This is a genomic window from Paenibacillus uliginis N3/975 (genome assembly GCF_900177425.1).
Lineage (GTDB): Bacteria > Bacillota > Bacilli > Paenibacillales > Paenibacillaceae > Paenibacillus_AQ > Paenibacillus_AQ uliginis.
On sequence record NZ_LT840184.1, the window covers coordinates 6,383,688 to 6,402,114 of the forward strand.

12 protein-coding genes are annotated in these 18,427 nt (G+C 46.5%); 11 read left to right on the forward strand and 1 reads right to left on the reverse strand.

Annotation, left to right across the window (positions count from 1 at the left end; translation table 11 throughout):
* Positions 1-21: 21 nt before the first annotated feature.
* The 5 genes from B9N86_RS29665 to B9N86_RS30735 all read left to right on the forward strand — a co-directional run bounded on the left by B9N86_RS29665 (position 22) and on the right by B9N86_RS30735 (position 7,754).
* Positions 22-705, forward strand: coding sequence for an ABC transporter ATP-binding protein (locus B9N86_RS29665; protein ID WP_208916939.1), 684 nt, complete (start codon positions 22-24; stop codon positions 703-705).
* Positions 702-3,293, forward strand: coding sequence for an ABC transporter permease (locus tag B9N86_RS29670; RefSeq protein WP_208916941.1), 2,592 nt, complete (start codon positions 702-704; stop codon positions 3,291-3,293). The genes B9N86_RS29665 and B9N86_RS29670 overlap by 4 nt, the downstream gene beginning before the upstream one ends.
* Before the next feature lie 326 nt (positions 3,294-3,619).
* Positions 3,620-5,176: an SAM-dependent methyltransferase gene (locus B9N86_RS29675; RefSeq protein WP_208916943.1), complete on the forward strand. Its 1,557-nt coding sequence runs from the start codon at positions 3,620-3,622 to the stop codon at positions 5,174-5,176.
* 444 nt (positions 5,177-5,620) lie between these two features.
* The gene (locus B9N86_RS29680) at positions 5,621-7,489 is read left to right on the forward strand and encodes a leucine-rich repeat domain-containing protein (RefSeq protein ID WP_208916945.1); all 1,869 of its coding nucleotides are present in this window, start codon (positions 5,621-5,623) and stop codon (positions 7,487-7,489) included.
* Between the two features lie 139 nt (positions 7,490-7,628).
* Positions 7,629-7,754: a hypothetical protein gene (locus B9N86_RS30735; protein ID WP_280174962.1), complete on the forward strand. Its 126-nt coding sequence runs from the start codon at positions 7,629-7,631 to the stop codon at positions 7,752-7,754.
* A gap of 206 nt (positions 7,755-7,960) precedes the next feature.
* Here B9N86_RS30735 and B9N86_RS29685 read toward each other — a convergent pair whose 3' ends face one another.
* A complete protein-coding gene (locus B9N86_RS29685) occupies positions 7,961-8,125 on the reverse strand; it encodes a glycoside hydrolase family 38 C-terminal domain-containing protein (protein ID WP_208920962.1) in 165 nt (54 codons plus the stop codon).
* A gap of 130 nt (positions 8,126-8,255) precedes the next feature.
* Here B9N86_RS29685 and B9N86_RS29690 point away from each other — a divergent pair, with 130 nt between their 5' ends.
* From B9N86_RS29690 to B9N86_RS29715, 6 genes are all read left to right on the forward strand, one after another.
* Positions 8,256-10,178 (forward strand): sensor histidine kinase, encoded by a 1,923-nt coding sequence (locus B9N86_RS29690; protein WP_244562891.1) that lies wholly within the window; start codon positions 8,256-8,258, stop codon positions 10,176-10,178.
* Positions 10,175-11,725, forward strand: a complete 1,551-nt coding sequence (locus tag B9N86_RS29695; RefSeq protein WP_208916947.1) for a response regulator transcription factor — start codon at positions 10,175-10,177, stop codon at positions 11,723-11,725. The genes B9N86_RS29690 and B9N86_RS29695 overlap by 4 nt, the downstream gene beginning before the upstream one ends.
* A gap of 251 nt (positions 11,726-11,976) precedes the next feature.
* Entirely contained in the window at positions 11,977-12,906 is a 930-nt protein-coding gene (locus B9N86_RS29700; protein WP_208916949.1) for an ABC transporter permease, read from the forward strand.
* 21 nt (positions 12,907-12,927) lie between these two features.
* Positions 12,928-13,875: a carbohydrate ABC transporter permease gene (locus tag B9N86_RS29705; protein WP_208916951.1), complete on the forward strand. Its 948-nt coding sequence runs from the start codon at positions 12,928-12,930 to the stop codon at positions 13,873-13,875.
* Positions 13,876-13,991: 116 nt separating this feature from the next.
* Positions 13,992-15,515 (forward strand): ABC transporter substrate-binding protein, encoded by a 1,524-nt coding sequence (locus tag B9N86_RS29710; protein WP_208916953.1) that lies wholly within the window; start codon positions 13,992-13,994, stop codon positions 15,513-15,515.
* A gap of 126 nt (positions 15,516-15,641) precedes the next feature.
* Entirely contained in the window at positions 15,642-18,422 is a 2,781-nt protein-coding gene (locus B9N86_RS29715; RefSeq protein ID WP_208916955.1) for an endo-beta-N-acetylglucosaminidase, read from the forward strand.
* Positions 18,423-18,427 lie beyond the last annotated feature (5 nt).

An 18,427-nucleotide genomic window follows, 5' to 3' on the forward strand; every position in this document is an offset into this window, starting at 1 on the left:
TCAAGGGAAGGAGGTACGGCAATGGAAATTTTGAAAATCGAGCATCTGTCTAAAATATACGGCACAGGCGAATCGGCGGTAAAGGCGCTTGACGATGTTTCATTTTCGGTTCAAAAAGGCGAATTCGTCGCGATTATCGGCCCGTCCGGATCGGGAAAATCGACCCTTCTTCATCTGCTGGGAGGCGTCGATCGACCGACAAGCGGCAAGGTTTTCGTTGAAAATACGGATATTTATGCATTGGACGAAACGCGTCTGGCTATCTTCCGGCGGCGACAAATCGGACTGATCTACCAGTTTTTCAATCTGATTCCCACCTTAACGGTGAAAGAGAACATGACGCTGCCGCTCTTGCTGGACAACCAACAGGAAGATAAGAAGCAGTTCGATGGGCTCGTAAAGACGTTGAATTTGGAGCATCGTTTAAACCATCTGCCTAATCAGTTATCCGGCGGACAACAGCAGAGGGTTTCGATCGGCAGAGCGATCATCAGTAACCCTGCCATCATGCTGGCAGATGAGCCGACCGGGAATTTGGACAGCAAAAATAGCAGCGAAATCGTCGATTTGTTGAAAATGTTGAATAAAACCTATCATCAGACGCTGATCGTCATCACTCACGACGAACGAATCGCTTTACAGGCCGACAGGATCATTTCAATTGTAGACGGGAAGATTGCCAAAGACGAGGTGATCCGTCGATGAATATAGTCTACAAACTTGCCATCCGGAATTTAAAGCAAAACAAGAGACGAACACTCGTAACCATCATCGGCGTCATCATTTCGGTTGCCATGGTGACCGCTGTCGCTACGCTTGTTTTTTCCTTTTCGGATTTAATGATCAGGCAAACCATCGCGGATAGAGGGGAGTGGCATGTCCAATATAAAGATGTAACCAAAGAACAGCTTGCGGCGATACAAGGTGATAAGGCAACCCAAACCGTTGCGATTACAAGAGATCTTGGCTATGCCCCATTAGAAGGGGGACAAAATCCCAATAAACCATACTTGTTCATCAAGGAATATGATACGCAAGGTTTCACACAATTTCAGGTTGAACTAAGCAAGGGGCGTCTACCCCAGACGGACAAGGAAGTCGTTATCTCCGAGCCCGTTGCAACGAACGCCAAAGTGAAGTACGAAATCGGCGATCGTCTAACCCTTCGCATCGGCGAACGATTCGAACAAGGGGGCGATCATCCCTTGGATCAGAACGAACCCCTGCGTAGGGAAGACGGCACATTGACCGAAACGTTACAGCATATCAAGACAAAGGATTATACGGTGGTCGGCTTCATCAAGCGTCCCGTTTGGGAAACGGCTTGGGCCCCGGGTTATACGATTATTAGCTATGTCGATGAAAAGATCATCGGGGCAAACGATCATGTGAATGCAGCGGTGGTCTTGCAGAAAATCAAACCGTCCTTGTTCGCTCATGCCGAAAATTTGGCTAAGAGAAACGATATCGAATCGGTCCAATATAATAACGACTTGCTGCATTATTACGGCTTGTCCAAAAACGAAGAATCGTACAGCATGATGTACACTTTATCGGCGATCCTGATGGCAGTCATTATGATCGGCTCGGTTTCGCTCATCTATAATGCTTTTGCGTTATCCGACTCGGAACGTTCCCGTCACTTAGGGATGCTCGCGAGCGTGGGGGCTACGAAAAGGCAGAAGCGAAATTCAGTGCTTTTTGAAGGTGTCATCATTGGCTTGATCAGCATTCCTATTGGCATCCTTTGCGGTCTTGCTGGGATCGGGATCACCTTTTGGTTCATGAACCCGATGATTGAAGGGGCATTATGGAGCAGTGAAAAGCTGACGGTCATCGTCACGCCGTTGTCACTCTTGATTGCCTGTGTTGTTTCAATGCTGACGATATTCATTTCGACGTATCTTCCGGCGATCAAAGCATCCAAGGTTTCCGCTATGGACGCGATTCGCCAAACATCCGACGTTAAGCTTACGGCTGAAGCCGTGAAAACGTCGAGGTTCATTAGCAAGCTCTTCGGCATCGAAGCGGAAATCGGATTGAAAAACTTAAAAAGGAACAAACGGAGATATCATGCCATTGTATTTTCGCTTGTTATCAGCATCGTTTTGTTTTTGACGGTATCGTTTTTTACCGCCGGCATGAAACAATCCCTGGAACTGTCGCGGGAAGGCGTCAATTATGATATTGAAGTGTCGTACAGCAATGGAAAAAGAATAGACGACCGGTTGATGCAATCGATTGTATCCCTAGATGGCGTAACGGAATACAACCTGATTCAAGAGTTGTATAAGAATGCTTGGGTCGATGAAGCGTACATCGCCGATGAATTACAAGAGATGGTTAAGAAGGATCAGAGTTTACTGCAGGACGGAAAATACCCTTACGAGATTAAGATTCATGCATTAAACGATTGGAGTCTGCAAGCCTATGCCAAAGCGGTCGGTGCAAATTACGAACAGCTTAGGGATCCGGATCGTCCCGCCGCGATCGTGATGGATACGATCCATTACCAAGATGTGGATGCGGGGAAATATGTCCAGACGAAAGCCATGTATACGAATGTCGGTCAAAGTATCGAACTAACGAATAGCTATAAAGAAAATGCGGAAGAAACGAAGGTAAACCAAGTGATCGTTGCCGCGCTGACGGATCAAGCTCCGATGGGGATGAGCCCGACAGGCGTGGGTGGGTTAAATATGATCGTGTCGGAACGCATCATGGATCAATTGGCAGACGACGAGGAGCTAGCTAACGTTCAGACATATCTCCATTTGAAAAGTACGGAACCGCTGAGAACACAGCAGGAAATCGAAGAGATTCATGAGACCAATCTGAATGTCTACAATGTATATCAATCCAGAAAAAGCGAAGAACAACAGATTCTTTTGATGTCCGTCTTTTCTTACGGTTTTATCGTATTAATTTCCGCGATTTCCATTGCGAATATTTTTAATACGATCTCAACGGGCCTATCCCTTCGTAAGCGTGAAATTGCGATGTTGAAATCCGTTGGCATGACCCCAAAAGGCTTTGCGAAAATGACGAACTATGAAAGTATTTTTTATGGGGTCAAGTCGCTGCTCTTCGGGCTCCCCGTCAGTTTCGTCGTGATGTATCTGATCTATAGGGCATTTGCGAACAAATTTAGCTACGGGTTCACCCTCCCTTGGATGAGCATTCTTTCGGTCATTGTCGCCGTATTTGTCATTGTCGGTTCCGCCATGTTATATTCCGGCGCGAAAGTAAAAAAGGAAAACATTATTGATGCATTAAAGCAAGAGAATATATGATAGGCCATCGGCCCTGACTTGGTTGAAGTCAGGGCTTGTTTCGTTTAGGGGAGTCTCAATGAGCAGCACGACATTTATAGCACGCGTTAAAGTAAAAGAGATTCAGGTTAAAGGGATCATTGGGTAGTTTTCGCCGATAGCCCCGTTAAGCTGAACCGTACCATAAGTAGGTCGGAATTTTTGGCGAAAACCGATTATTTTATGAGTCTAACGGCGGACTTGAAAGGGATGTGCTATCGTAAAAAGGGTTATTATAAAGTAAGGTAATAGATATCGAATCGTATCGTATCGTATCGAATAACTTTCAGAGAGCAGGATAAGTTTTAATGACATTTAATAAAAAACAACGCTACCGCTTTAGTGAAGCGCCTATATGGAATATCCAGCGGAATTATTATGAAGAAGAAGGAACGAAGGCTTGGAACAATGACCAAGTTCCCCAATATATAACGAGTAATCCGATGATCGCTACTTCATATGCGGAAATGATATTCGGGCTTCTTCAAGATCGGGCCAATAAGGAGTATAGTTCGGAGCCTATTATGATTATGGAGCTTGGAGCAGGGGCGGGACGTCTTGCTTACCATGTGTTAAGTGAGTTGTGCCGGTTAAGAGACTATGCGGGGATAGTGCTACCTCCGTTCCGTTATATTATGACGGATTTGGCGATAAACAATGTTTTAGCTTGGAAGGAGCATCCTGCTCTACAATCTTTTATTGCCGAGGGATTACTGGATTTTGCGCAATTTGATGCTGTTCATGATACAGCTCTGAACCTCGTCGTGTCAGACGCAACCATTAGAGAAAGAGACTTAAAACAACCGTTAATCATTATTGCCAACTACTTTTTTGATAGTATTCCACAAGAGTTGATTTATGTAGGTGATGGTCGAATTTATGAAGCAGATGTTTTTGTCGAATATCCTGAACATATGGATTCACTTAAACCATCCGAAGTATTAGATCGAATATCTTTGCATTATGAGCATCGACGGGCACCCGAGTACGAACAAGAAACCTATCCATACCGTGATGTCATTGCAATCTATCAGGAACAATTAGAAGATTCGCATATTTTGTTTCCTGTTGCTGGAATAACTTGTTTGGAGCGTTTGAATCGGCTGTCTCAGGCGGGATTCCTATTAATAACGGCAGACAAAGGAGATCACTTGCTTGATAACTGGAAATTCGCAGAACCGCCAGAGTTAATCCTACACGGAAGTTTTTCTTTAACGGCAAACTATCATGCGATTCAGCATGTTTTTGAACGAAGAGGGGCTACGGCGTTATTTCCCCCGCATCATTATAAAAATATAAATGTAGGCTGTATTCTCAATATGGATAAACCAATGGACTATTTCAATACAAGACTAGCTTATCGTCGATTTATTGAACGCTTTGGTCCGGACGAGTTTTTCAGTATGAAGATATGGGTAGATCGTAATCTAGATAACATGGGACTACAACAAATATTGAGTTTTTGGCGTTTGGGTGGATATGATGCGGAATTTTTCATTCAAAGTACGAAGCAGATCTCTAGTCTGTTGCCGGATGCAAACGATGAAGAAATGCAGGATATTTTGAGAGGCATACAGCTTATGTGGTCATCGTACTACGTAATGGAGCAGCGCTATGACTTAGCGCTTGATGCTGGATTGCTACTGTTTGAGATGGAAATGTACGAGGACTCCAAACGTTTTTTAGAAATTTCAATACATCAAGAACAAGGTGAGATCGTATCGACCGTATTTTATTGTCTAGCCATTTGTTGTTTCGAGTTAGAGTTAGACGAAGATGCTTTGAGATACGTACGGGAATTATTAGAACGCGAGCCTGATCATGAAGAGGCATTGGCATTGTTAAACATATTTGAGTTGTGTTAATCGAGTTCAATATGTCCCTTTAGAAGTGAAACGGCCAATGCCCTTTAATGCATAGTCAAAAAATCTAAGAATAAGTTCATTTTCAGTTTCAATACAGTAATATTCATCAATGTCCGCTTTTCCGCCTTGCAGCATATATGCAAGTATAGGAGAGAAAAGCGGTAAATCGGTCAGGATTAGATGTGGCAAGTTTTTTTCCCGGTAGCAGGAGTAATTTGGTTTTAGGAGAACTTTTTATGTGAATAGCATTTATAAAGGTGAGCATAAATGAGATCTGACAAAGAGTTAGTTCAAGCTATATTGGATGGAGATGTTGAGATATTCTCAGTGCTTAATTGAACAATAAATATGATAGATGTGGGGACATTTTGTTCTATTCTTTGGTTATACAAAACGAATGATAGAATTTGCCTTAATAGATAAGGATATTAGGAGGGGTGGCCAGTGGAATTTATTATATTAAATTGTCCAAATTGTCATGGGAAAATTGAATATAAAGAAGGGCAAACATTCAAATGTCCTTATTGTGAAACTGAATTATTGTTGAAGGAGAATAAGGTCTATTTTGTTGACCAAACGATTAATAATTATTATGGGACGCCTCCTGTTCATACAACAACACAACCAAAGACGAATTTAAAGATGCTATTCATTGTGTCAATCGTACTCATTTGTTCAATGGTTGGATATTTCCTTTTGACTAGCAATCAATCAGAGGACAGCAGCGACGTAAAATTACCTATTCGAACAGTGCCTGAAAGCGAAGTCCTTCTGTTCTTTTTAACAGATATTTTTAATAAAGGTGTAGCGATGCCAACAGAAGAAGAAATCGCAAGTATCCGTTATTTGTCTACTCGTTATGATCAAGATCAGTGGCACTTTGCTTATAGCTTTGATGATCCATTTACGAATGAGAAAGCTGAAATGTCCAACTATGTGATTACGGATAAAATATTGAATACACAAAAAATCGAACAAAAAGACTTTGAGGCATTTAGCGGACTAACTGAGTTAAATCTAATGGGTGAATACGAAGTTTCACAAAGTCAGAAAGTTAGTTTCCGACATATGCAAGGATTAAAAAGCTATACAAGCGGCTTTAACGAATCATTTGGACTATTTGCACATTATTTTGGTGATAAAGCTAAAATAGTAGAACTCTCCACACAAATTCGAAGTAACGAGGAACTGGCTTTATTATTAGAGTTTCCGAATTTGCAATCGCTTGAAATTTCGTATGTCAATGAGACTGTTACAGACTTCCATCTACTGAATCAACTGCCATTAAAATCATTGTCTTTAAGTACAATAAATGATTTGAAATGGTTGTCTTCATTAACTAGTTTAGAGTCATTAGCAATAAATAATAGTGATGCAACAGATTTCAGCGCACTTTATGCACTCAGTCAATTACAAGAGTTGAAGCTTTCGATGGTAAGGAATTTAAAAACGCTTGATTTTATACAAAACATGCCTAACTTGCAATCGCTCGATATTGATTATGCTGACATTACGAATTTAGAACGCCTTAGAAATAAGTCATCATTAACGAAGCTGCATTTATCTCATGTAAGTCAATTGGAATCTGTTGAGGTTGTGAATAGCCTGACTTCCCTGACTGAATTATCGATAACTGATTATTATGGATCTGTATCATCATTCGCATTGCCAAATTTAAAGAAAGCTGAATTATCAGGTTCTTTCATACCAAAGTTAGAGGCGCCTGCTTTAAAATCTTTGACGGTTTACATACGCGGCGTAGATTTGGATGGGGCAGAGTTAGTGAAATACCCGCAGTTAGAACAACTTTCAGTTATGGAGTATGGAAATTTTATAGGTATCAGTTCTTTGAATCGTCTACCCAACCTGCAAACATTAAATTTAATTGAGACGGCTTTTTACGATGAAACGAGTGCATTATTCAATTTGCAGCATGTAAAAACGTTAAATTGTAATGAATGTAAGTTTCAAATAAATAGTCAGAATCCATTTGCGAATAACACGCTGGAACATTTAACTTTGAATCATGCATCTTTTCAAATAGGTAATGGTGACTGGTTGCATGAAATGGATAAGGTGATGCCTTACTTTGCTAATTTGACAGCCTTACGTTCATTTACAATGCAAGACAGTTCACTTCAATCGTTACAATTCATGAAAAATTGGCAACAAATTGAGGTGCTTCATTTAGAAAATAACGCTATTTCCAATGTAGAGCCTTTAGTGAATCTGCCAAATTTACAAAAGTTATATATTATAGGGAATCAGGTGCAAAACAAGTCTGTTCTTGATAAGGGGATTTTGGTTTATTGAGGTAACGAGCTTATCAAAAACAAGACGCTCTATGTGTCAATTTTTTTCTTGTAGATTTTAGGCGTACTGATTCATCAAAACTGCTTGATGTAACAGCCACTGAAAAGCCAGTGTTTCATGACTGGAGCAGCGCTATTCAATGACGGGCGTAAATAATACAACAAAGGAAGATGCTATCTCGGCTCATTTTATCAAGGAGCTGCCGCTGCATGCTCTATTGGTTCTCGTATGGATCAAATCTTGCCCGCGGAATGAAAAGGCGTAGAGGGTTTCCTCATTCACCGGGTGCGCATAAAGGTAGAAAAAAAAGAAGAATCCCTTAATTGATGCCTCTGTTCATCGTTCAACCTGGTAGCATCCGTCAATTGGGCCAGCTGAAAAAAACAATAATTCTTCATCAAATCATTCATGGCATTGAACGAGTCAACATCTTTTCCTTAATAGATATTCAACATTTAGCGGAGCATTCCTCTAGTCTATAGATGGACGATACTTCGAAGCAGCGCAATCCCATGCCTCATCGGCGAGTGTTTTATCCTCGAAAATCTGTAGCACGTTGCCGCGAGTTCCCTTCGCCAAAACCTCCCGCTGCTCTTCAATATCATAAATACGGATGAGCTGGCCCGACTTGTTCAGTCCAGTTCATAGTATAGTGGTTCCATACTGCGTTCGGTCAGGACGAACGGAATGCCGTCCCCCGTATCCTGCGTAATCATCAATGCTGTGCTAGTAAAACGGTGCTCTTACGTAAAGATGCAAATTTCAATTGCCGGGTTTACGGAAACGGTGTACACTGGGTGCCGAAGTGACCATTATAGAACAGGGTGTGTTTCATATTTTCAGACTGCGCCAATTCTATTTAAACCATCTGAAGCGAAAAATGTTCAACAAAATCGTCGTGCTTTATTCGACCGTCATGATCGTGCTGTTCGCGATTGCGGCAACCTTGGTTTATCAATATCAGACGCAGCGCATACTCCGTGAGCAGACCGATGCGAATCTCAAATCCGCGCATGTCCTGAATATCTATTTGAGCAGGCAGTATGAGAGCATACAGAATATATTTCAGCAGATTTACGGTGATGCCACGTTGAGCGACGAGCTGATCTATTTTTTGAACCACGAATATGAGAGTTACCTGAAATATCGTCTGGATTTGTACACCAAGACGGGGGAGCAGCGTTTGAGGTCTTTCAATACCTTGCTGAAGAATTACGTCGAGCAGGAGCCAAGCGCTAAGAGCGTATCCATCTACAGCTATCCGAACAATTTCTATATGCATATCAGCCGGACCAACCAGCAGCTGAATAATGAATCCGGTTCCAAAAACAAGTGGGAGACCTGGTTCGCCCGCAGGGAGCAGCACAGCTGGGATACCATGCCGCAAAACGAGATCTCGGGTTCATCCGCAGGCTCCAGTCCAAGATCGTATTCCTATTCGAGAGAGCTGAAGGACCCTTGGACCCTGAAACGGGTGGGAATGTTGAACGTGGAGTTCGACGCCCGGCAAATTTCATCCTGGCTGGAGAGCCGCGCTTCGGTAAAAGGCCGGATTTTGGTGTTGAACGCCCAGGGAACCGTTATTTACGACTCGGAGGATGTGTACTACGGTCAAACCTATCCCTATCACTTAGATCTGGAAAAATCCGGAGACTGGGTTGAGCTGGATGAACCTTCCAAAGTGAACATGTTGAATGTCGGCAATGCGGGCCTGTCGGTGGTGGGGATTGTGTCGCAATCCTTGATCGAAGAGAGCACGGAGAGTTTGAGAACCGGACTTATCCTGGTAACCCTTGTGTTTATGGCGGCCAGTTTTGCGATTACGTTTACGATCGTTCGAAAGTTCTCCAAAAAAGTTCAGCGGATCATCCGCTCGATGAACCGGATCGGCGAAGGCGATCTGTCGACGCGCATCCAGATGTCCGGAGAAGACGAACTTCAGCAGATTTCCCGCCGATTTAACGACATGGGTGACCGTTTAGAGCAATATATCGATAAAATGTATACCTCGGAAATCAAGCAAAAAAACGCGGAGCTGATTGCCCTGCAGTCGCAGATCAACCCCCATTTTTTATACAATACGCTGGAATCCATTCGCATGAAGGCGTATTTCGTGGGGGCGAAGGAAGTAGGCCAAATGATATACAGCTTGTCGGTCATGTTCAAGAACATGGTTAAAAAGAGCACGATGGTTACCGTTGAAGAGGAGATCGACATGTGTTCGGTTTATCTCGACTTGTTCCGCATCCGCTATGACGGACGGCTGGAGACGGAAATCGAGGTGGATCCGGAAATCCAAAGCCTCAGCATTATCAAGCTACTGGTCCAGCCGATCGTGGAAAATTATATCGTTCACGGATTTCGTCCGCTGGAAGACAACAATAAAATTTCAGTCCGAGCCCATAGGGCAGGGGACCGGGTCGTGATTATTGTCTCGGACAATGGAACGGGCATACCGGAGGAAAAGCTGATCCAAATTCGCCAGACGCTGGACAAGGTCCTCCAGCCTCCCGACAAGGCCCTCCAGTCTCCCGACAAGGGTTACCGGTCGATCGGGCTGACGAACGTACATGAACGGATCGTTCTGAATTACGGAAACGATTACGGAGTGACCATAAACAGCACGGAGGGACAGGGAACCGAGGTCCGCATGGAAATACCGATGCTTCGCAAGGGGGAGACGACATGAGGAGGGTATTTTTTGTTGATGATGAGCCTTTGATTGCTCAGGGATTGGCCACCATTGTGGATTGGCAGAAGTACGATCTGCACGTGTCAGGTTCGGCCAACGATGGTATACAGGCGCTTGAGAAGTTGAGGGAAGAGCCCGTGGATCTGCTGATCACGGATATTATGATGCCAAGAATGAACGGACTCGAGCTCATCAAGAAGGTAAAAGAGATGCATCCCCGCACCAAATTTATTGTGCTGAGCGGATACGAAGAATTTGAATATGTGAAGGTAGGGATCACGCTCGGCATTCAAAATTACATTTTGAAACCGATCAACATCGAGGAGCTGGAAGCGACTATCAAGCATATCCGGGGCGATTGGGAGCGCGAGGAATTGAAACGGTTTCGCTCCGAGGAGGATTGGAAGATCCTCCGCAGCAATATTTTGCAGCGATGGGTTAACGGCGAAATCAAAAGCTCGGAATTGAAACAAAGAGCCGAACTTCTCGGAATTCCGCTGAATTATGTGTCTTACCAGGTTTACGTTTTGCGGCTTATATCCGACGAACGCCCGGTATCCCAGCTCTACCGCTTGACCAACCTAGCCGATGAATTATGCCGGGCTTTTTTGGAAGAGCTTGGGGGAGAACATGAGGTGATCTGTTTTCCCGATGCGGATGACGACATCGTCGTTTTGTCTGTCGCGATGAATGAACTGAGAGATGCCGCGCGGGAGGGTATGAGAAGTTCCATGGCCAAGCTGCGGCAGTTGACCGGCTTGCGGATGTGGTGCTCCGAAGGAAATGCGGGAGTCAATGATTTTAAAGATATTCAGGAGAGCTACAGGCAAGGGAAAGGCCATTTCAACGCCTGCCTGATTGCAGGAGATGAAAAGACCCTTTACAATCCGCCTGCGGAACTGGAATCCGTTCAGGCTTCTTCGCCGTCCGTCCGCCCCGATACCTATGCGAAGCTGCTGATCGAAGGAGACGTTTCATCTTTGCAGGCCTATATAGAATCCGTTCTTGGCGGTGGCAGCGGGGTGCAGACGGTACCGAGGGGAGCCTGCTTGAATGCGGCTGTCCAACTGATGATTGCGGCGAAGGATATGGAGAAAAACCCCGATTACAGCGAGGTATTTACGCCAATGCACCGGATCAATACGCTCCAGGGGCTCCGAAATCATGTATGGCGTATCGTCGAACGCAGCCTCGAGCGCCTGCAAGAAGCGGATCAGGGATATAGCCTGCATGTTTCGTTCCTTGTGGAGCAGGTGCAGCACAATTATCCGGAAGAGCTTTCCCTGAAGACGCTGAGCCAGCGGCTGCAGATGCATCCGAATTATTTGGGGCAGCTCTTTCAGCAGGAGGTTGGCGCAAGCTTCTCGGATTATTTGAACCAGTACCGCATCGAGAAAGCGACGCAGCTCCTTTTACATACGGATCAGAAGACGGCGGATATTGCTTTCAGCGTAGGTTATACAGACAGCTCGTACTTTTACAGGCAGTTCAAAAAATATACGGGCGTGTCTCCAACCGAGATGAGGTCCATGTATCGGATCTAATAAACAGTGAACCCTTTGTGACAGGCTCAAGGCTAATTAGCTTTGGCCTGTTCTTTTGTTGTTTGTTTTTGGAGGATTCTTTAATTTATCCATCCCGTTCTAGTATTTTTCAACTTGAGCGCGATAGCGCTTTCTTGGCACAATTATATTAGTTAGGGCGAGTGATAAGAAAATTCGCGATGACAAAGGCCATGGGGATCTTCAATAACAGTCGCATCACTTGTATTTAACGGGGAAGAGGAGGAGTGCTCATGTCGGGGTTCATCAAAAAGGTTATACGCAACCGGTTTATGCTGCTGATGATACTGCCCGGAACCATTTGGTTTCTTGTCTTTGCTTACTTGCCCATGTTCGGCACCGTTCTCGCTTTTAAGGATTTCCGTATAAGCCCGGACGGATTTTTCGCCAGCGTGTTCAACAGCGAATGGGTAGGATTCAAAAACTTTGAATATCTGTTTACGACCAATGATGCCTATATCATTACGAGGAATACGATCCTGTACAACCTGGCCTTTATCATCCTGGGCCTGATCATTGCGGTCGGCTTTGCTATCATGCTGAGCGAGCTTGTCAACAAGCGGACGGCCAAGGTATATCAGACCGGCATGTTTCTGCCGCATTTTTTGTCGTGGGTCATCATCAGTTATTTTGCGTTCACCTTTCTGAGCGTGGACAAAGGGACGCTGAATCAAATCATTACCTATTTCGGAGGAGAGCCGATCAGTTGGTATTCGGAATCAAAGTATTGGCCCTTCATCATCATTTTTGTCGGCATCTGGAAAGGCGTAGGCTACAACAGCGTTATTTATCTTGCGGCTATTACAGGGATCGACAAGTCTTATTATGAAGCGGCCGTCATCGACGGAGCCAGCAAGTGGAAGCAGGTGCGGTACATCACGATTCCGCTGCTGAAGCCGCTTATGATCATACTGACCATATTGGCGATCGGTGGCATCTTCCGTTCCGATTTCGGATTGTTCTATCAGCTTCCGAAGGATTCGGGCGCGCTGTACCCGGTTACGAACGTGATCGATACCTTCGTCTACCGCGGGCTGATCAATATGGGGGACATCGGAATGAGCACGGCAGCGGGCCTGTACCAATCGTTTGTAGGGCTGATTCTGATTCTGATTGCCAATTATATCGTTCGAAAAATTGAAAAAGATCATGCGATCTTCTAATCCGAGGGAGGTGCAACTTCAATGACGCAGCTATCAACGCAAACCGCCGATCAGCCGGCAAAGCGTTCAAGAAAGAGAGACTATAACGCCATCTCCCCGTTGTGGAATACGATTTTCAATATCGTGATCGGTGTCTTCTCGTTCTCCTGTATCTTTCCGTTCTTATTTGTTATTATTATTTCCCTGACGGACGAACAGACACTGGTCTTGGAAGGATTCAGGCTGCTGCCGAGCCAGTTCAGCACGGCGGCGTACGAATATATTTTCAACACGGGAAGCGAATTGCTGTCCTCATTCGGCTTAACGCTCCTGGTCACGGTGCTGGGAACGCTGGTGAGTCTGGCTCTGGTTACGACTTATGCGTATGCATTGTCCCGTCGAAACTTTGAATTTAGAGGTTTTTTCAGCTTCCTCGCATTCTTTACCATGCTGTTCTCGGGCGGTATGGTACCTGGTTATATCGTGATGACCCAGTTCTTGCATCTGCAAAATACGATCTGGGCGTTGATATTTCCTTTATCCTTGAGCGCGTTCTCCATCATCGTCATGAGGACCTTTTTTCAAACGACGATTCCGGATGAGATTATCGAGTCCGCCAAAATCGATGGCGCCGGCGAATTTCTGACCTTTATCAGAATCGTGTTGCCGGTCTCGCTGCCGGGGATTGCAACCATCGGCTTGTTCAGCTCTTTGGGTTACTGGAACGACTGGTTTAATGCCTTGCTGTATTATAACAATCCACAGTCGACGCCGCCGTTGCAGTTCATGCTCATGAAGATCGAGAAGAACATGGACTTTCTGACACAGAATGCGCAGAATATCGGTTCATTCGATGCAGCAGCTGGCCTGCCGACGGAGACGGTAAGGATGGCGATGGTCGTATTGGCTACATTACCGATTGTCATGGCGTATCCGTTCTTCCAGCGATATTTTGTCCAAGGCCTGACTGTAGGCTCGGTCAAAGGATAATTTCATAAGGTTGAACCCGCATCGCACACTGCCGGAGAAATCCGGCTTTGATGCATCAAGTGTGTAAGCGGTGTCAATATAGCAATAACCATTAAGTGATACAGGGGGAAAAACTCATGTTTAAGAAAAAGGTTTCTATACTGTCCCTTGCTCTCGTGCTTCTGCTGACGGTCGTATTGTCGGCCTGCGGCAGCAAGGAAGGCGGCAATAAGCCGAACGAACCTGCGAAGGAAGAGGCGGCCGTTCAAAGCGACGGCACGGTCGATGCCTCCAAGCTGGATCCGGTCAAACTGAAAATGTACATGATTGGGCCTAACCAGAAGGACCTGCCTATGGTTCAAGAGGAAATCAATAAATATCTGACGGAAAAAATCAATGCAACGATCGAAATCAGCATGATCGACTGGGGCGATTACAGCCAGCGGATGCAGGTCATTACGAGCTCCGGCGAGAATTACGACATCGCCTTCACTAGCTCGTGGGCGTTCGATTATCTTCCAAATGCGGCGAAGGGCGCGTTTAAGCCGCTGAATGACCTGCTTGATCAATATGGAAAAGGCATTAAGGAAGCGCTGGATCCCCGTTTCTTGGAAGGAACGAAGGTTAACGGCGTGAACTATGGTATCCCGGCCAACAAGGAACTGGCACAGCAGTTTGTATGGCGCTTCAACAAAAAGTATCTGGATAAGTACAACCTGGACATTTCCAAGGTGACGACGCTCGAGGATCTGGAGCCGCTTCTGAAAGCGATTAAAGAGAACGAGCCTGCGGATATTACACCGCTTGCCGTACCGAAAGGCTTTAAACCGTACTTGCCGTTCGACTTCCCGCTTGGCGATGAAATTCCGATCGGTATGTACATCGACACCAAGGACTTTAAATTTGTGAATTTGCTGGATTCACCTGAGCTGAAATCGGCTCTGACCACCATGCGCGAATACTATAAAGCGGGTTATGTGCGCGAGGACGTTGCGACGCTGGACGGCATCGATAACATCAAAACCGGCAAATGGCTCGTGGACCGCGAGATTACGCAGCCATACGCCGAGCTCGGCTGGTCCAGAAACGCGGGTTATGACATCGTGACGAGACCGATGCATGATCCTGTCATTTACACCAGTTCCGCAGCAGGTTCGATGATGGCTATTTCTTCTTACTCCAAAAATTCGGAGCGGGCGATGATGTTCCTGAACCTGCTTAACACGGATGTGAAACTCCGGAATATGATTCAATCCGGCTTGGAAGGGACGCATTACAAGAAGCTTGAAGAGCCGTACATCGAGGATATGCCTGCGATGCAGGAGAACTACGCGATGCCTGGATTCGCGCTGGGCAACATGTTCCTGACTTACCTTCACGAAGGCGAGCCTAAGGACAAATGGGAAGCATTCGAGAAATTCAACACCTCTGCTGTAGTGGCGCCTACGTTCGGCTTTAATTTCAACACAGCTCCGGTAAAAACGGAGGTTGCGGCCATCACGAATGTAGCCAAGGAATTTATTCCCGCGCTGTACACCGGCTCCGTAGATCCTGACGAATATCTGCCAAAAGCAAAACAAAAGTTCAAGGATGCCGGGATCGACAGAGTTATCGCTGAAGCTCAAAAACAGTTTGATGAGTGGAAGGCTCAAAACAAGTAATCCGTAAAGTGTATGAAGGGTAGAAGCGGCTGTTCCTTACAGCCGTCTCTCTCTGTCATTCTTTCTTTTGCTGGAAAAGATTCATGATTCACTACGAAGTCATCGCAAACATAGGAGGTTTGTCCATTGAAACGAATCAAACCGGATTATTTAACTAAAGCCCAGTGGAAGCGCAGAATGACGGTATGGATGAGCACGGCTTTGCTTGCCACATCCCTGACGGGCTTTGCCGGAGAAGCCGAAGCGGCACAGCCTCACTCGTCGTATTGGTATCCGAACACGCTGCTGGAATGGTCGCCGTCTAAGGACCAGGATGCTCGCTTTAACCGGGGAACGGTTAAGCTGGAGGATCAGCGTATACAAGGCAGCAAGGTAAACAGCAATGCCAAGGAGGAAGTGAAGGTTTTATCGATTGCTTCCATGTATCCAAGCACAAGCGGAGCTCCTTCCCAAGGCTCGGAGAAGTTCCATACCTATACCTTCAGCAATTGGCAGTATATCGACAAGCTGGTGATGTGGGGCGGCTCGGCAGGCGAGGGATTAATCGTTCCGCCAAGCAGCGACGTGATCGATGCGGCCCACAAGAATGGGGTTCCCGTTTTTGGAACCGTTTTCTTGCCGCAAACCGAGCATGGGGGCAAAATTCAGTGGCTGCATGATCTGTTAAAGCAGCGGGAGGACGGCTCTTTCCCGGTTGCCGACAAGCTGATTGAGGTAGCGACGTATTACGGATTTGACGGCTGGTTTATCAATCAGGAGACCCAGGGCGGAACTCCGGAAGATGCCGCCAAGATGGCTGAGTTTTTGACTTACTTGCAGCAGAAGAAAGCGCCGGGCATGGAAGTGATCTGGTACGATTCCATGATTCAGGAGGGACCGGTGAAGTGGCAGGGGGCCTTGACGGATAAGAACGAGATGTTCTTCCAAGCGGGGAATCAGCGGGTTTCCGACAATATGTTTATCGATTTCCGCTGGCAGTTCAAAGATGAGAAGAACGGCAAATACGATTACATTACTCCGTTCTTGAACTCCCCGGCCAAAGCGGCGGAACTTGGCCGCAGCCCGTATGATCTATACGCCGGCATTGATGTGGAGGCGAAAGGCTACGAAGGCAAGTTTAATTGGCCGGTTCTGTTCCCGGACGGCAAGAAAGCTACGACCTCCCTTGGCATTTACCGTCCCGATTGGGCGTTCAACAGCTCCGAAACCCATGAGGAGTACATGAAAAAGGAGCAGATTTTCTGGGTGGGACCCGGAATGAATCCGGCGAATACCTCGCAGCCTGAGGGGACCGATCCGCTTGCCTGGAGAGGGATTGCCAATGATGTCGTTGCAAAAACCGTGCTCACCGATTCCGAATTCGTTACCCATTTCAATACCGGCAACGGCCATATGTTTGCGGTGGACGGCAAAGTGATGCGGAGCCGCGACTGGAGCAACCGGAGCCTGCAGGATATTTTGCCAACCTGGCGCTGGATCACGGAGACAAACGGCAAAGGCGAGGCTCTGAAACCGGGATTTGATTTCGGCAAATCCTATTATGGAGGCAGCTCGCTTCAGGTGGCGGGTGCCGTAAGCAAAGGCTCTTCCACCCATGTAAAGCTGTACAAGGCGAATATCCCGGTAGAAGCCACGACGGAAGTATCGCTCGTTTATGTAGACAATGCGAAGGACGCCAAGGTGAAGATTGGCTTGGCATTCTCCGATGCGCCGGATCGGTACGAATTTTTCGAACCGGGCAAGTGGATCAGCACGGGCGCGGATCAGAATTGGAAGCAGGGAAGCGTCAAGCTGAACAAGTATAAAGGCCGCACGATTGCGGGAATCTCGCTTCAATTCGAGTCCGCGGCGGATCTGGCGGATTATCGGGCCAATATCGGCCGCCTGGCGGTTACGCAGGTGAACGACAAGGCGAAGAAGCCGCACGAGGTGACTGATTTGCGGGTAATCGAAAACGATTTCCGCGACGGGATATATGGTGATGCGCGCTTGTCGTGGAAGGCGCCAAAACAGGATGAAGATGTTTTGTACTACCAGGTTTATCGCGTCCATCCGGACGGCAAGTACGAGTTGATGGGCATGACGGGAAATACCGTTTATTACGTACCCGAAATGAAGCGGCTTCTTAAGGAGAATGCAACCAAAATGGTCGTGATTCCGGTAAATCGCCACTACCAACAGGGAAAAGCGGCATCCGTAAGCTTTGACTGGCCGGAATATCCGAAGCCGATTGCAGCCTTCAAGGCGGATAAGACCTTGATTGCGCCGGGAGAAACGGTACAATTCACGGATCTTTCTTCAGAAGTGACGGAGTCATGGAGCTGGAGCTTCCCTGGCGGACAGCCGGCGTCCAGCACGGAGCAGAATCCTAAAGTGAAATATCCCGAGGAAGGAACGTACGAAGTCACGTTGACCGCTAAAAACAGCGTTGGCGAGGATAGGGTTCAGAAGAAGCTTATCACGGTTACCCGGGAAGCCGAGAATGGCGTCGGAAACCTTGCCCTTGGCAAGAAGACGTCCGCGTCAAGCTTCGTGAACGAGAAGGAAGCGCCCCAATTTGCGGTGGACGGTAATTCCGCCACTAAATGGTGTGCCGTCGGAGACGGGCCTCACACGCTCACGGTGGACTTGGGAGCCGAGCATAAGGTCAGCGAATTCGTGATTAAGCATGCGGAAGCCGGAGGCGAGCCGGCCGCGTTCAATACGCGGGCATTCTCCATTCAGGTAAGCTCGGACGGCAAGGAATGGAAGGATGCCGTATCGGTCAAAGACAATACGAAAGCGATCAGCAGCCATGCCATCGAACTTACCTCCGCGCGGTACGTGCGTCTTCAGATCGAGAAGGCGACACAGGGCGGGGATACGGCAGCGCGGATCTATGATTTTGAAGTGCTGGGCTTGAAATAATACGG

Coding starts and splice junctions, on each gene's coding strand:
- B9N86_RS29675 (WP_208916943.1), top strand. CDS start 3,620: ATGACATTTAATAAAAAACAACGCTACCGCTTTAGTGAAGCGCCTATA.
- B9N86_RS29710 (WP_208916953.1), top strand. CDS start 13,992: ATGTTTAAGAAAAAGGTTTCTATACTGTCCCTTGCTCTCGTGCTTCTG.
- B9N86_RS30735 (WP_280174962.1), top strand. CDS start 7,629: ATGACGGGCGTAAATAATACAACAAAGGAAGATGCTATCTCGGCTCAT.
- B9N86_RS29695 (WP_208916947.1), top strand. CDS start 10,175: ATGAGGAGGGTATTTTTTGTTGATGATGAGCCTTTGATTGCTCAGGGA.
- B9N86_RS29670 (WP_208916941.1), top strand. CDS start 702: ATGAATATAGTCTACAAACTTGCCATCCGGAATTTAAAGCAAAACAAG.
- B9N86_RS29705 (WP_208916951.1), top strand. CDS start 12,928: ATGACGCAGCTATCAACGCAAACCGCCGATCAGCCGGCAAAGCGTTCA.
- B9N86_RS29665 (WP_208916939.1), top strand. CDS start 22: ATGGAAATTTTGAAAATCGAGCATCTGTCTAAAATATACGGCACAGGC.
- B9N86_RS29700 (WP_208916949.1), top strand. CDS start 11,977: ATGTCGGGGTTCATCAAAAAGGTTATACGCAACCGGTTTATGCTGCTG.